Raw genomic sequence first — 13976 nt, 5'->3', positions numbered from 1 at the left:
CATGAAGAGTGCCGATATTCAAAATGACGAACTGGAAGGTCAGCCACGGGACAAGGGGCGCCGCACTGGCAATAACTCCAATCCGTCCGCCGATTTGGTTCGTGTGTATTTGAACGGCATCGGAAAGACTGCTCTTCTCAGCGCTGAAGAAGAGGTGGAACTTTCTAAGCGCATTGAAGCCGGTGTATACGCCGAGCATTTGCTGCAGACCGGCGCGAAAATGACCCGCGCAAAGAAGCGTGATGTCAAGATTTTGGCAAAGGAAGGTAAGGCTGCACGCGCCCACCTACTCGAAGCCAATCTCCGTCTTGTGGTCTCGCTGGCGAAGCGCTACACCAACCGCGGTATGCCTCTGCTGGATCTAATCCAGGAGGGCAACTTGGGCCTCATCCGCGCCATGGAAAAGTTCGACTACACCAAGGGTTTCAAGTTCTCCACTTACGCAACGTGGTGGATTCGCCAAGCTATTACCCGCGGTATGGCTGATCAGTCGCGCACCATTCGCCTCCCTGTTCATTTGGTTGAGCAGGTCAACAAGATTTCTCGTATCAAGCGTGAGCTCTACCAGCAACTCGGCCGTGAGGCTACGAATGAGGAATTGGCAGAGGAATCCGGCATTCCAGAAGCCAAGATTGAGATGCTGCTGCGTCAGTCCCGCGACCCGGTGAGCTTGGACATGCCGGTGGGCACTGATGAGGAAGCTCCTCTGGGAGACTTCATCGAGGACTCAGAGGCAACTGATGCCGAGGAGGCAGTTGTCGCTTCCCTGCGTCACCACGATGTCCGCAAGGTTCTGTCCACTCTCGAGATTCGAGAGCAGGAAGTTATTAAGCTCCGCTACGGTCTCGACGATGGCCTGCCCCGCACGCTGGATCAGATTGGCCGCCACTTTGGCCTGTCTCGAGAGCGCGTCCGCCAGATTGAGCGGGAAGTTATGTCCAAGCTCCGCGAGGGTGACCGTGCTGACAAGCTGCGTGAGTACGCAAACTAACGCCACATGGCGGTGACATCGATAGGGTTCCTAATTTCAGCCCTGAGATAGAGCTGGACTTCAATGCCGACCCCGTGCCGGAGTTTCATCCACACTGGCGGTCGGCGTTTTCGTCTGCACGTCGAACTTTCGACATCGCGTACGCTCCCTTCCGTCTCAGCAGCGCCCACCGAACCAAGCTTTTCGCTGCCTAATCAGCACCAAAGCCACTAGATTTGCGAGCCCTAACATCTTTCTTGCGCAAGTGTGGTTATCCTAATACTTGAGTGAAAACTTTTAAGACTGTGTTATCGGAGGAAAACCGTGAGGGATTTGGTTGACACCACGGAAATGTACTTACGTACGATTTTCGAACTCGAAGAAGAGGGCATCATTCCTTTGCGTGCTCGCATTGCCGAACGCCTTGAGCAGTCGGGGCCGACCGTTAGCCAAACCGTTGCGCGCATGGAGCGCGATGGCCTTCTCGTAGTTGCCCCAGATCGCAGCTTGCAGCTTTCCGACGAGGGCCGCAGGCTGGCCACGGCTGTCATGCGTAAGCACCGCCTAGCTGAGCGCCTACTTACGGATGTCATTGGCCTCGAATGGGACAAGGTTCACGACGAAGCCTGCCGCTGGGAGCACGTAATGAGTGACGAGGTCGAGCGCAAACTTCTCGACGTGCTTGACTCTTACACACGCTCCCCATTCGGCAATCCGATTCCCGGTTTGGGAGACCTCGGTGGGACTCAGTCACCAGAGTCGTTAGAGAACGTTCGCCGACTGTCCGATCTAAACCCCGGCGAGTACACCGTTGAGATCGTCCAGATTAACGAAATCCTGCAGGTCGAGCAGAGCTACATGAAGCGTCTCCACAAGGCTGGAATTATGCCGGGTACTGAGGCACTTGCCGAGGTTGCCGCCGGCCGCGTGACTCTCGCCCGTGGTGATCATTCTCTTGACATTCCGGATACTCTGTCTCACGCAATCATGGTGATTATCAAATGAAACTCCTCGTCACTGGTGGTGCCGGCTACGTCGGTAGCGTGTGCTCGGCAGTATTGATTTCTCTTGGCCACGACGTCACCATTCTGGACAACTTCTCTGTTGGCAACCGTGATGCGGTGCCAGAGGGCGCGACCCTAGTCGAAGGCGATGTGGCGGACAAGGCCTACGAGGTTCTGTCCTCCGACAGCTTCGACGGCGTCGTTCATTTCGCTGCGAAATCGCTTGTTGGCGAGTCTGTTGAGGTTCCTTCCGACTACTGGCACAACAATGTGGGCCAAACCCTGAAGCTACTCGACGCAATGCGTGATACCGGTACGAATAACCTGGTGTTCTCTTCGACAGCTGCAACCTACGGTGAGCCAGAGAAGACACCAATTACCGAAGACATGCCAACCGCACCGACCAACCCTTACGGTGCCACCAAGCTGGCCATGGACTACGCCATCTCGTCTTACGCCAAGGCATACAACATCGGCGCTACCAGCTTGCGTTACTTCAATGTGGCGGGTGCCTGGGGCGGTTTTGGCGAAAACCGTGAGGTGGAAACTCACCTCATCCCCCTGGTACTGCAGGTTGCGCTCGGTCACCGCGACAAGATTATGGTCTTTGGCAATGACTGGCCGACTCCGGACGGCACCGCGGTTCGTGACTACATCCACATCAAAGACCTCGCCGATGCGCACGTCTTGGCACTGGAGTCCAACACGCCGGGAACCCACCGTATCTTCAACCTCGGTTCTGGCGACGGCTTTTCGGTTCGCCAGGTTATTGAGACCTGCCGTAAGGTCACCGGTCACCCGATTCCTGCTGAGGATGCACCGCGTAGAGCCGGTGATCCGGCAACCCTTATTGCCTCTTCTCAGCGCGCCATGGACGAGCTCGGATGGAAGCCCAATCATACGGAGCTGGAAACCATCGTCGCCGATGCATGGGAGTACACCAAGAACCTCGGCGACCGAGCCCACTCGGCGCACCGCTAGGTACTGCAGCACAGCTTGCAGGGTCGCTAATCAATACGCGGCATTTTCACCTTGTATACCCTGCGCAGCACCTCTTGTGCCGCACCAAGAATTGTGCCAACGCACCTCGGCACAATTTGATTGGCGACCGCAATTTCCAGCAACTGAGTCAGTGAATGATTCGGTTGCTCCCCCGCTGCCTCATCGAGAGCTGTTTGCGCATAGTTCTCCAGCCCAGCCGCGAACTTTGCGATGGCAAAACACGCTAAAGCGTTAGCACGCAGGCTGCCGCGGTGGACGATTGCGGCCTCGCGCCAGATTTCTCCCATTGATTGCGCCAACTGCGTAGTAATGAAAATCATGGACATATCGCGCAAGGTGACGTTGGTCAGTGCTGCTGCAATGGCATATCCTGCGTTTTCATCGCGCACCGCCTCATGTGCATCCATCACACCATCGGCCACGTTTTCCACGGCGGTTTTGAGCATGTCGAAGTGCTCAATGAGCGCGGGATTGTCCGAACCAATTTTGAGCTTCCTCGGCTGCTCAACGGCTGTCGCTCGTTCCCGGAGGCGTTCAATCAGAGCCCTGTCTTTACTGTCGTGGAATTGGCCACCTCGAAAATAGCTGCGGTACTCCTCATAGTTTTTGAAAATCTGCTCTCCCTGCCGGGAGATTAGATTTGCATTGTCGGTCATCAGACTGTCACCGACAATGCCGACGATCTCTCCCTGCTCGTCCGTGACAACTTCCCCCGCAGCAATAGTGGCAACGCCCGCCAAACGCACCTCATGCAGGCCGCCTTCTCGCAGCCAGCCTGTAATAGGTGTGGAGTCCTTTTCAATCCCCCAGGATTCGTCGATGATAAACACATCTGCGTGAGTGCATCCTTCATCGAGCAGGAAGTCCGCGGCTGCCCGCACCAAGTCAGGATTGTTCTCCATCGAGGCCACATCCTTAATCAGCATCGGGCCAGCATGCGCTGTCGGATCAAACTCGACCTTGCCATCGATGAGATCTTCGACCTGCTGACGATACAACGCCGCAATCACTACCTGCCCCCGCGGATAGAATCCAACGATTCCCGGCAGGTTCGTCAGAAAAACACTCGGCTCAATTTCAGGCTTTTGTCCTGCACCGAAGTTCTGTTTGTTTCCCATTAATTCCTTACCCCTTTTCCCCCATTGGAATAGCTCGACAGCGGACAATCCTCTCGCCATCTGGTGGCTCTCATTGTTATCGAATCCGCAACAGCCTTGCTTGTGCGCGACCGGAAAAATCGGCCCATCTGTGGACTACTTTCTACTTGTGGATAACTGGAATAGTTTCTGCGGTATCGTGGTTGTTTACTTCAAATGACGAAAAATGTGATGCAGGAGGTAGTCGTACGTGAGTGATCCGACCGACAAGCCTCAGGGCAATATGTACGAGGTAGTTTTTCCGGTTCCTGACGTAACGGGAAGCGAGGGCCATCTGACCCTGGTCATTGCACTTAGCGGTTATGCGGATGCCGGTAATGCCGTCTCGGAATCAGCTAGTTTCCTCTTGGATGCTCTCGAGCACCGTCCATTGGTGAACTTTTCTATCGACGAGCTGATTGATTATCGTTCTCGCCGTCCCTCTGTGACGATGAACCACGACCAGATTGTGGATGTATCCGATTTGAACCTGTCACTCAATGTGGTTCGCGACAACGTCGGCAAGCCGTTCTTACTGCTGTCTGGCCCTGAGCCAGACATGCGGTGGGAGGCTTTCTCGACTGCGGTCGCAGATTTGGCAGAGCGCTACGATGTCGGTCGGACTGTGTCACTGTACTCGGCGCCGATGACGGTTCCGCACACCCGACCGCTAGGCATCATCGCCCATGGCACAGATAAGCGGAAACTCAGTGATATGCATACCTGGGGCAACCGCGTCACGGTTCCGGGTGCTGCGAGCCTGAACATTGAGTATGAGCTCGCAAGCCGCGGTTGTGATGCCTTCGGCTTCACCGCGCAGGTGCCACACTATGTCGCGGCCTCTGAGTATCCGCTGGCATCACTGCGGCTGTTGCAGGAGGTAGCAAAGCTAGCCAAGCTCGAGCTCCCGCTTGAGGCGTTGGAGAAGGAATCCGCGCGGGTGGCGGAGCTGCTCAATACGCAGACGAATGATTCCGGCGAGGTCTCTCAGCTGGTCAATCTTCTCGAGGAACAGTACGACCAGGAAGTTCAACGTCGCCAAGAGCTAGAGACGTCTCCCCTGCTTGGGCCTAACGGCGAGATGCCTTCGGCCGACGAGATTGGCGCTGAGTTCGAGAAGTTCCTCGCTTCCCAACCGCTGCGTCCCGTAGAGGACTCTTCCTCGCTTGACGCCGAGGAGGAAACCCCGGCCAACGCGGATTCCTCGGCAACTACATCAGAGGACGCTGACGCACACTCGGAAGAACCCGAGTCGACCTCGGCGGATGATAAGTCTGCGGAGTTTTCTGCAGACGAAACTGCCGAACAGCCTGAGTCTGAACAGCCTCGGGAAGAGCAGCCTCGGGAAGAGCAGGCAGAAAGCGAAGAATCCGGTGAACCGGAAAAGCCTCGTCGTCGGCGTGGCTGGAAGCCCTGGTTCCGCTTCTAATCCGGGGTTACCGCTAGGGTGGGAAGCGTGTCACTATCTGAAATGCTTCCCGACCTAGCTGAGGTTCCTGAGTCCCTTTTCGACGATGCGATTATGGACTCGTTCATTGCCTGGACCAGGGATCAGGGCATCACGCTCTACCCGGCGCAGGAAGAGGCCGCTATCGGTTTGGCTGGTGGCGACCATGTCATCCTTGCCACTCCAACGGGGTCGGGCAAGTCGATGGTAGCTATCGCCGCCCATTTCTGCGCGCTTGCCCGTGGTCAGCGCAGCTTTTACACAGCGCCAATCAAGGCCTTGGTCAGCGAGAAGTTTTTTGCCCTCTGCGAGGTCTTTGGCGCTGAAAATGTCGGTATGATGACCGGCGATGCCACGGTCAACGGCGGCGCCCCCATCATCTGCGCAACTGCGGAAATTGTTGCCAATATCGCTCTGCGCGACGGGGCCGATGCCGATATTGACCAAGTGGTCATGGATGAATTCCACTTCTATGCGGATCCCGACCGCGGCTGGGCATGGCAGGTGCCACTGCTCGAGCTTTCCCGTTGCCAATTCCTGTTGATGTCCGCCACTCTCGGCGATACTCAAAAGTTTGAGACGGATCTGAAGGAACGCACGGGCCTCGACGTCAACCTCGTTACAGGTACGACGCGCCCCGTGCCGTTGGATTTCCACTATGTCTACACGCCAGTTCATGACACGCTCGCAGAGCTGTTGGAATCTGGCAAAGCCCCAATCTACATCGTCTTTTTCTCCCAGCGCCAAGCAGCTGAACAGGCCCAAGCACTGACCGGTCTGAAGTTGCTGACGAAGGAGGAAAAGGAGCGGATTCGCGAGGAGATTGGCGATTTCCGGTTTACCACGGCCTTTGGTCGAGTTCTTTCCAAGTTGGTGCGCCAGGGAATTGGCGTCCACCATGCGGGAATGCTGCCGAAGTACCGTCGTTTGGTTGAGCGTCTCTCTCAGACTGGTCTGCTGAAGGTCATCTGCGGCACGGATACCCTCGGCGTCGGCATCAACGTGCCTATTCGCACGGTGCTGATTACCGGTTTGGCCAAATTCGATGGCCGTCGTAGCCGAATTCTCAAGTCACGCGAGTTCCACCAGATTGCTGGACGCGCCGGCCGTGCTGGCTACGACACCGAGGGCACCGTAGTTGTCGAAGCACCTGAACACGAAATCGAAAACGCCAAGCTGCGTCGCCGTGCCGGCCAGGATGAGGCCAAACTGAAGAAGTTGCGGCTGAAGTCCGTTCCCAAGGGCGAAGTGACATGGTCGGAGAAGACCTTCGACAAAATCGTTTCTCAGCCACCAGAGCCGCTGACCAGTCGCTTTGCAGTTACCAACGGTATGTTGCTCAACGTCATTGCACGTGGTGGCGATACCTACGAACACATGCGTCATCTGCTGCGCACCAATCACGACACCCGCCACCAGCAAAATGAGGCTATTCTGACCGCAATTGAGCTCTACCGCGGTTTGGTCAACGCGGGAATCGTCGTCATGCATGGCGAGGGCGATGACTGCCGCCCCGAGCTGACAATGGAGCTGCAGCGTGACTTCGCGCTCAATCAGCCGCTGTCGCCTTTCGCCATCGCCGCGCTCGAACTGTTGGATAAGGACAGCCCGAACTACGCACTCGATGTCATCAGTGTGTTTGAGTCAATTCTGGAAGACCCTCGCCCACTGCTCATCGCGCAGCAGAAAAAGGCACGCGGTGAAGAAATCGCCGCGCTCAAGGCCGAGGGTGTTGATTACACCGAACGTATGAACATCGTCGAAGACATCACATGGCCGATGCCGCTTGCCGACGAGCTGGAGGGCGCATTCGACACCTATGCTCAAGGTCACCCGTGGGTGCGTGAGTTTTCGCTGTCGCCCAAGTCTGTGGTGCGCGAGATGGTGGAAAAGGCCATGACTTTCTCGGACGTGGTATCTGAGTATGGAATTGCCCGCTCTGAAGGTATTTTCCTGCGCTACCTCACCGATGCCTGGCGCACTTTGCGACACACTCTCCCTCCGGAAGCCGCTAACGAGGAACTCCGGGACATTGTGGAATGGCTCGGCGAGCTCGTTGTGCAGGTGGATAACTCCCTGGTGGATGAATGGGCGCAGATGGCCGATCCGGACAAGCCATTGGACGAGGAAACTCTCAAGGAAGCGGCTTTTGGCACCGACGAGTCGCGGCCCCTTACAGGCAACGAACGTGCATTTACCCGTATGGTGCGCAATCTCATGTTTCGCCACGTGCAGCTCTTTGCCTTTGAAAAGGAGGAGGAGCTGGCCGACCTGGACAACTACCTCGACGATGCGCCAGATTGGCCTGCCGCGATGGATGACTACTTCGATGAATACGATGACCTAGGGATCGATGCAAAGGCTCGCGGCGGCGATATGATTTCGATTGACCGCAAGGCTGGTGAGGGCCTATGGCATGTGATCCAGATACTCGATGACCCTGAGGGCGACCACGGCTGGCGCTTTGAAGCGGACGTTGACTTGGCTGCATCTGATGAATACGGCGAGGTCAGGTTGGCATCGCTGCGAATTATTCAGGGATAAACGCGAAAAACCGGGCTGGAACTGCCAGCCCGGTTTTTGCTTATTTCGTACGCTATTGCAGCATGCGCCAAGAGAGCTTTAGGCAACAGCGTCTATGTATGCTTGCCGTACCAGTTCGGCAATTCGATTGAACTCGCCGCCGCGTACCGATGATGCGCGGTGAACCAGCCCAATGGTGCGTCCCGGCCGTGCCGGACCTTCGAATCGCGCAACAGCCAGGCCGGGTCGGTCGGCCTCAATCTTGACAGCCGATTCCGGTACAAGCGACTGCCCCAACCCACCGGCAACACACTGCACGACGGTCGATAGAGAAGCCGCCCGTGTTTCCAAGCTGGAGGTCTCGCCGTGAACAGCATCGACCTTGCGACAAATATCCAACACCTGGTCACGCAGGCAATGACCGTCGTCAAGCAGGAGCAAGTCCAAGTCCCTGATCGCCTCAAGCTTTACGTCTTCTTTACCGGCCAGCGGATGATCCTCTGGCACGACGATGTAGAACTCCTCGTCGTAGAGGTAAATCTCTTCAAAGGAAGGCACATCAGACGGCAGTGCCATGATCGCTGCATCAATGGTGCCGGAGCGAAGTGATTCGATGAGACGCTCGGTCGGCTCTTCGACGATCCTAGGCTTTAGATCTGGCAGCTCGTCACGAACCAACTGGAGGAAGTTGGGCAGCACGTATGGAGCAACCGTAGGGATAACACCAATGGATAGTGGTCCGGACAAATCATCTGTACGGCCAGAGGCGCGAGCAACGATCTCGTCAACAATTTCAGATGCTTGGCGGGCATATGGAATCAGACCGCGACCGAGTGGCGTCACCAGCACTCGGCGAGTCGAACGCTCTACAAGCTGCACCCCCAGTCCCTGCTCAAGGGTAGAAAGCGCTTGTGACAGGCTGGGCTGTGAAATGCCGAGGCGGGCAGCGGCTTGACCGAAGTGACCGGTATCGGCAATCGCGACAAAGGCACGTAACTGAGGCAAAGTGGGCCGATAATCTCTATTACGCATACCTATAAGCCTACACGAGCTTATTAACTTTTTCCTCTTGACGGTTCGGGGATCCATAGGCATAATGGTGTGTGACCCCAAAAGGAATACATTCAGGAGGATTCCATGGCAATTTTGACTGTTGGCGACAAGTTCCCCGAGTTTTCTCTGACCGCTCTGAAGGGCGGCAACCTGCGTGATGCAAACGCTTCTTCTCCGGATGACTACTTCGAGCAGGTAACCAATGAGTCCTACGAGGGTAAGTGGAAAGTCGTCTTCTTCTACCCGAAGGACTTCACCTTTGTCTGCCCGACTGAGATTGCTGCATTCGGCAAGCTGAACGAGGAATTCGAAGACCGCGACACCGTTATTCTCGGTGGCTCTGGCGACAACGAGTTCTCCCACTTCAACTGGCGTGCAACCCACGAGGAACTGCTGGACATCCCGTTCCCGATGTTCTCCGACATCCGCCACGACCTGATGCGTGCACTCGGCGTCGAGAACGCTGACGGTGTTGCAGACCGCGCAACCTTCATCATTGACCCGGACGGCATCATTCAGTTCGTCTCCGTTACCCCGGACGCTGTCGGTCGTAACGTTGACGAGGTTCTGCGTGTTCTCGACGCTCTTCAGTCTGAAGAGGTCTGCGCATGTAACTGGCAGAAGAATGACCCGACCAAGAACATCGACAAGATGGATGTTCTGAAGCAGGAGCTGAAGTAACTCATATGAGCATCGATAACCTTCGTTCCGGCCTACCGGAGTACGCCAAGGACATGAAGCTGAACCTTGGCACTCTCACCCGTTCTACGGAACTCTCCGAGCAGCAGCTGTGGGGTACCCTGCTTGCATCTGCTGCTGCCACCCGCAACGAGACCGTTTTCTCCGAGATTGCTGAGGAAGCCAAGGAGCACCTGTCTGACGAGGCTTTCGAGTCTGCGCTTGGTGCGGCCACCGTTATGGGCATGAACAACGTCGCTTACCGCACTCGCCACATGCTCGGTGATGACTACGCACAGGTCAAGTTCGGTCTGCGCATGAACATCATCTCCAATCCGGGTGCCGAGAAGGAAGACTTCGAGCTGTGGTCTCTGGCAGTTTCTGCCATCAACGGCTGTGCAGCATGCGTGACCTCCCACGCAAAGGTCGTCCGCGATGCTGGTCTGACCAAGGAGCAGGTCTGGGAAGCTGTGAAGATTGCAGGCACCGTCTCTGGTATTGCACAGGCTGTCTTCGCTGAGGCTACCCGCTAAGTATTAGGAGGATACGTTCGGCTTTGATAGTCGAACGCTCCCCCGCAGGATTTCCTGCTGATCAAATAACGCCCAAGGAACCAATTTGTACCGGTTCCTTGGGCGCTTTTTCTTATTCGTTTCGGCTACTGCTGCGGAGGGTAATAGCCCGGATTTTCCTGCGCGTCATTAATAACTCGCCGGCCACCGATGAGCTGGCGGTAGATGTGCACCTGAACCAGCATAGCCAGCGGCATTGTGTACAGGATGCCAATATAGAAGAGCATCGCACCTGCGGAAGAAACAATCGACGTCAGAATGAATGCAACAAGCATCGTCCAATATTGGGGCTTTACCAGGCGCCAAGCGACAACCGGCGCCTCAAGCGCAGTTGCTCGACCATCGAAAACAAGTAGTGGCATAGTCGCTGTAATTGGCATGATGAAAATCGACGTCAACAACAAAACCAAGTAGCCCAGTGGAATCATCGCCGCGGCAGCTTCACTGCCATTGGCGGACAGGGATGCTCCAGCGATGAAGAGCACCATCCCCGGCAGCATGGCGAGCAGTCCCACCAGGAACGTGACAATGTAGACACCGATAAGAGACCCCCACCTGTTTACACGGAAGAAAGTACCGTAGTTCGGCACTCGCCCATCGACAGCGTCGAATGCACCGCGCAACATAAATGCCTGCATCGCGAACATGCCCACGGCAAATAGGAGTGCCATCGCGCCGACAGTCGCGAACATTGACCCTAGATCCTCAAACGGAACATCGCCTGGATAGTTCGGCTCAAATTCCGGATCGAAGTCACCAGAGGCAAAGAGAATTGCCGCTGCGCCAACAATCAGGGCGACTAGGACGGCGAAGAACGTCAGCATGACGCCAAGCCAAGAAGCAAAATTGCTATTTAGACTACGAAACGCCGCGGAAAAGGCACTTCCAATGTCGACCTTCGTCGGCCCTTGTGCCACAGGCTTCACCGGTGGCTCATTGCCACCTGGCATGTTGACTCCGGGAGCAAGTGCACCGGCTGCAGGATTCCCCCCTGCCGGTTGCTGCCAGTAGCTTGATCCCGCACCATAGGGCTGGCCACCATAGTTCTCGCTTGGCTCACCAGTTCCGTAGGACGGAATATCGCCATAGGCCTGTTCCCTACCGTAAGCCTGATTCCACTGTGGCGAATCCTCTGGTCCACGCGAGCCATGTTGTGCGTCCGAATCGAACCCGTAAGGGTTGTAGTCCTGCGAACCATTGTTGGGAAAACCGTGGCTCTGGGAGTCATAGTTACTGGACTCATTGTCCCGGCTGCCGTCACCGTAAGGATCGTTGTTGCTGTATGGATTGTTTGGGGTATTCATGAAGCAGACTGCTCCTGCCAAATTGACGGATACATACAAATAATGCGCACAACGGACTATACGTGAGACAAGCCCTTGATGAGATTTTAATGGGCCAAAGTATAAGTCACATTGTGCGCATTAATGTATTTAATTGGACGTTCTTACACGAGCTCCACCGAAGCGACTCCCTCGAATTCGTTCAATGAATCACCGACACCCAACGCGCTACCACGCACGATGATGTCATACTTGCCCGGCGCGACTCCTCCGGTCTCCCAAGTGACCTTGGCGGTGGTATAAATACCGTCCTTGGCAAATTCAATGACAGTTGCCTGGTCCCAGTCGTCGGAAACAATCTCACCGCGGTCATTCTTGATAAGTAGGTAGCCGTCTTCCAGTCGCAAGTCGTTATTCGGATTTGCCGCGACGAATTGGGCAACGGCTTTCTGCCCTACCGTGACGCTTGCCGTGGATTCAAGCACGTCACCAAAATTCTTGCCCATTGGAGCGGAATCGATAACCTTTCCTCCTGCTGGCGACGGCGGGATGATGCCAGTGAGATCGCCTGCCGCACGGCCTGGCTCGACCGCAATGCCGTCGGCAAGCGCGTGAGCGAGATTGTGATAAATGGAAATCATCGCACTGAGCGTGTACTTGCCGAAAGCCGTTGCGCCGCCCTCGTAGTCCTGCTGATCGTATTCCTCTGGGGTAGCGACGTAGTGGCCATAGCTGTTGGTGTAGCCCTGGCAGATGACAGTATCGATTGGAACACCGAGGACTTCAGCGACGTGCTGACGCATGCGGTAGCCCGACATTGTGGTGGGTTCAAGGCCATTGGTGATCAAGGTGAAGCCACCGATGCGGGTGATGGAGAACATGTGGGTCTGCTGGAGAAGACCATCGATGTAGCCGACTGGCAGCAGGCACTCTTTGTTGCCCTGAATCTCCCCGATGTTTTTCGGGAGTACGACGTTATTGAGCTGGTGCACCCACGGCGTACCGCCGCGCTCGCCTTCGTTGAACCCGAGGGCTGGTTCTCCACCGCCATCCTCCTGGCTACTGGCTGCGAAGGCCGCACCGAGGATTGCAGGTCCAGTGCGATGCGGCTGGCCGTCGGGCGTGAATTGGCCGTCGATGTCGACATCGCCCAGGTTGACCCACTTGTGGACAGTGGAGATACCGCCTCCTGGCAGTGCAATGGTCTGTCCCTGGGTAGCGTCAATCTGACGCTGACCGAGAATGCGGGCAGACTCTGCTTCGTCTCCGTTGCCTGGGCCCGAATTTGGCACGAGCCCCATGTTCGGGCTGATGTCACCCGGGCACGACATGGTAAATGCGGCGACAAAGGGGGCATCGGCCGGCTCACGGTGGGTAACCCCGCGGTCGACCTCAACCTTCCATGCTGCGTAGCCCTTGTTGTCGCCGTCGATGATGGTGTGCTCGGGACCGAAGGTGGTCGGATGAATTCCATACCAGTTAATGAAGCCGACTTCGCGACCACCACGACTCACGTGCAGTGTATGGCTTTCCGGGTTGACTCCGTCGGGGAAAAGACGCTGTTCTTCCTCGGGGTTACGCCTGAATGCCTCCAGGGAGCGGTTAACACCCGCATCCTGGGCAATCCCCTTGGTCAGGTGGATAGTCGACGGCTGGTAATCAGCGTGTGCACGTTCAATAGCCTTGACCACACCGACGACTACAGCTTCGAAAGTGACGGGACGGAATCCGAGAGTAGTCAGGTCGACCATAAGATGGCCCGATGTACCACCCGGCGCGACATGCGTATGAGATGCGCAGATAAGCACGTTGCCCTCGTGGTAGAGGTCTCCGAAGAGAGCTCGCAGTCGCCGCAGAACTTCCATCTGGATGGACTGGAACATGAGCCCCATATCTGCGGTGACGTGGACGACACGGTTGTCGTTGTCATCACCGAAGATGAATGCACGCGCCATCTGGCGAAGACGCAGACCCGAGGTGGTCTGGTCCATGACCGCATACCCGTTCATGCCAGCGCCGAGTGGCTCGCCTGTCATGTCAGCCATTCCTCGACCGACATTCAAATTGGTGGTCGAATTCCCCGCGGCGGCAGAAGCCCCGTTTGCAGGAGCGGCGTTTGCCTTTGATGCACCATTTACGGCAGGCATCATACTCGCAGCTGACACGGCAGTTGCTCCGACGAGGAAGCCTCGCCTGCCCACTTGGTACGGGGCGCGTGCGGTTGGTTCTGCCGAATTCGACGATGATGCCATCTGGGGATCGAGCATGTCACATCCTCTTCATATTTCTTTTTGAATATCAATACATG

Annotated in this window: 11 protein-coding genes; 7 read left to right on the top strand and 4 right to left on the bottom strand. The window is 56.2% G+C overall.

Annotation, left to right across the window (positions count from 1 at the left end; all coding sequences use genetic code 11):
- The first annotated feature begins 1 nt into the window (after position 1).
- From CRD18_RS03695 to galE, 3 genes are all read left to right on the top strand, one after another.
- Positions 2–991, top strand: a complete 990-nt coding sequence (locus CRD18_RS03695; protein WP_016422644.1) for a sigma-70 family RNA polymerase sigma factor — start codon at positions 2–4, stop codon at positions 989–991.
- A gap of 303 nt (positions 992–1294) precedes the next feature.
- Complete coding sequence (locus CRD18_RS03690; protein ID WP_016422643.1) at positions 1295–1975, top strand: metal-dependent transcriptional regulator; 681 nt, start codon at positions 1295–1297, stop codon at positions 1973–1975.
- A complete protein-coding gene (gene galE, locus CRD18_RS03685; protein WP_016422642.1) occupies positions 1972–2955 on the top strand; it encodes a UDP-glucose 4-epimerase GalE in 984 nt (327 codons plus the stop codon). The genes CRD18_RS03690 and galE overlap by 4 nt, the downstream gene beginning before the upstream one ends.
- A gap of 26 nt (positions 2956–2981) precedes the next feature.
- Here galE and CRD18_RS03680 read toward each other — a convergent pair whose 3' ends face one another.
- On the bottom strand, positions 2982–4094 hold the full coding sequence (locus CRD18_RS03680; RefSeq protein ID WP_242458670.1) for a DUF4192 domain-containing protein: 1113 nt from the start codon (positions 4092–4094) through the stop codon (positions 2982–2984).
- A gap of 229 nt (positions 4095–4323) precedes the next feature.
- Between CRD18_RS03680 and CRD18_RS03675 the strand changes: the two genes are divergently transcribed.
- The gene (locus tag CRD18_RS03675; protein ID WP_187406517.1) at positions 4324–5541 is read left to right on the top strand and encodes a PAC2 family protein; all 1218 of its coding nucleotides are present in this window, start codon (positions 4324–4326) and stop codon (positions 5539–5541) included.
- Positions 5542–5583: 42 nt separating this feature from the next.
- On the top strand, positions 5584–8103 hold the full coding sequence (locus tag CRD18_RS03670; protein WP_141753114.1) for an RNA helicase: 2520 nt from the start codon (positions 5584–5586) through the stop codon (positions 8101–8103).
- A gap of 78 nt (positions 8104–8181) precedes the next feature.
- On the opposite strand, the gene CRD18_RS03665 is transcribed toward CRD18_RS03670, so the two are convergent.
- Positions 8182–9114: a hydrogen peroxide-inducible genes activator gene (locus tag CRD18_RS03665; RefSeq protein WP_049189738.1), complete on the bottom strand. Its 933-nt coding sequence runs from the start codon at positions 9112–9114 to the stop codon at positions 8182–8184.
- A gap of 105 nt (positions 9115–9219) precedes the next feature.
- Here CRD18_RS03665 and CRD18_RS03660 point away from each other — a divergent pair, with 105 nt between their 5' ends.
- Both CRD18_RS03660 and CRD18_RS03655 read left to right on the top strand, forming a co-directional pair.
- Positions 9220–9816, top strand: coding sequence for a peroxiredoxin (locus tag CRD18_RS03660; RefSeq protein WP_016422637.1), 597 nt, complete (start codon positions 9220–9222; stop codon positions 9814–9816).
- 5 nt (positions 9817–9821) lie between these two features.
- Complete coding sequence (locus CRD18_RS03655; RefSeq protein WP_187406516.1) at positions 9822–10346, top strand: carboxymuconolactone decarboxylase family protein; 525 nt, start codon at positions 9822–9824, stop codon at positions 10344–10346.
- A gap of 125 nt (positions 10347–10471) precedes the next feature.
- Here the strand turns inward: CRD18_RS03655 and CRD18_RS03650 are convergent, their stop codons facing one another.
- The gene (locus CRD18_RS03650; RefSeq protein WP_070652957.1) at positions 10472–11689 is read right to left on the bottom strand and encodes a hypothetical protein; all 1218 of its coding nucleotides are present in this window, start codon (positions 11687–11689) and stop codon (positions 10472–10474) included.
- 143 nt (positions 11690–11832) lie between these two features.
- A complete protein-coding gene (locus CRD18_RS03645) occupies positions 11833–13935 on the bottom strand; it encodes a neutral/alkaline non-lysosomal ceramidase N-terminal domain-containing protein (RefSeq protein ID WP_070652956.1) in 2103 nt (700 codons plus the stop codon).
- Between the last annotated feature and the right edge of the window lie 41 nt (positions 13936–13976).

It is taken from the genome of Corynebacterium sp. LK31 (assembly GCF_014335015.1).
Taxonomy (GTDB): Bacteria; Actinomycetota; Actinomycetes; order Mycobacteriales; family Mycobacteriaceae; genus Corynebacterium; species Corynebacterium jeikeium_D.
The sequence above is the reverse complement of the archived record's forward strand: the minus strand, read 5'-3'. Positions and strand labels throughout refer to the sequence as shown.

Coding starts and splice junctions, on each gene's coding strand:
- CRD18_RS03660 (WP_016422637.1), top strand. CDS start 9,220: ATGGCAATTTTGACTGTTGGCGACAAGTTCCCCGAGTTTTCTCTGACC.
- CRD18_RS03655 (WP_187406516.1), top strand. CDS start 9,822: ATGAGCATCGATAACCTTCGTTCCGGCCTACCGGAGTACGCCAAGGAC.
- CRD18_RS03695 (WP_016422644.1), top strand. CDS start 2: ATGAAGAGTGCCGATATTCAAAATGACGAACTGGAAGGTCAGCCACGG.
- CRD18_RS03650 (WP_070652957.1), bottom strand. CDS start 11,689: ATGAATACCCCAAACAATCCATACAGCAACAACGATCCTTACGGTGAC.
- CRD18_RS03645 (WP_070652956.1), bottom strand. CDS start 13,935: ATGCTCGATCCCCAGATGGCATCATCGTCGAATTCGGCAGAACCAACC.
- CRD18_RS03680 (WP_242458670.1), bottom strand. CDS start 4,094: ATGGGAAACAAACAGAACTTCGGTGCAGGACAAAAGCCTGAAATTGAG.
- CRD18_RS03670 (WP_141753114.1), top strand. CDS start 5,584: ATGCTTCCCGACCTAGCTGAGGTTCCTGAGTCCCTTTTCGACGATGCG.
- CRD18_RS03665 (WP_049189738.1), bottom strand. CDS start 9,114: ATGCGTAATAGAGATTATCGGCCCACTTTGCCTCAGTTACGTGCCTTT.
- galE (WP_016422642.1), top strand. CDS start 1,972: ATGAAACTCCTCGTCACTGGTGGTGCCGGCTACGTCGGTAGCGTGTGC.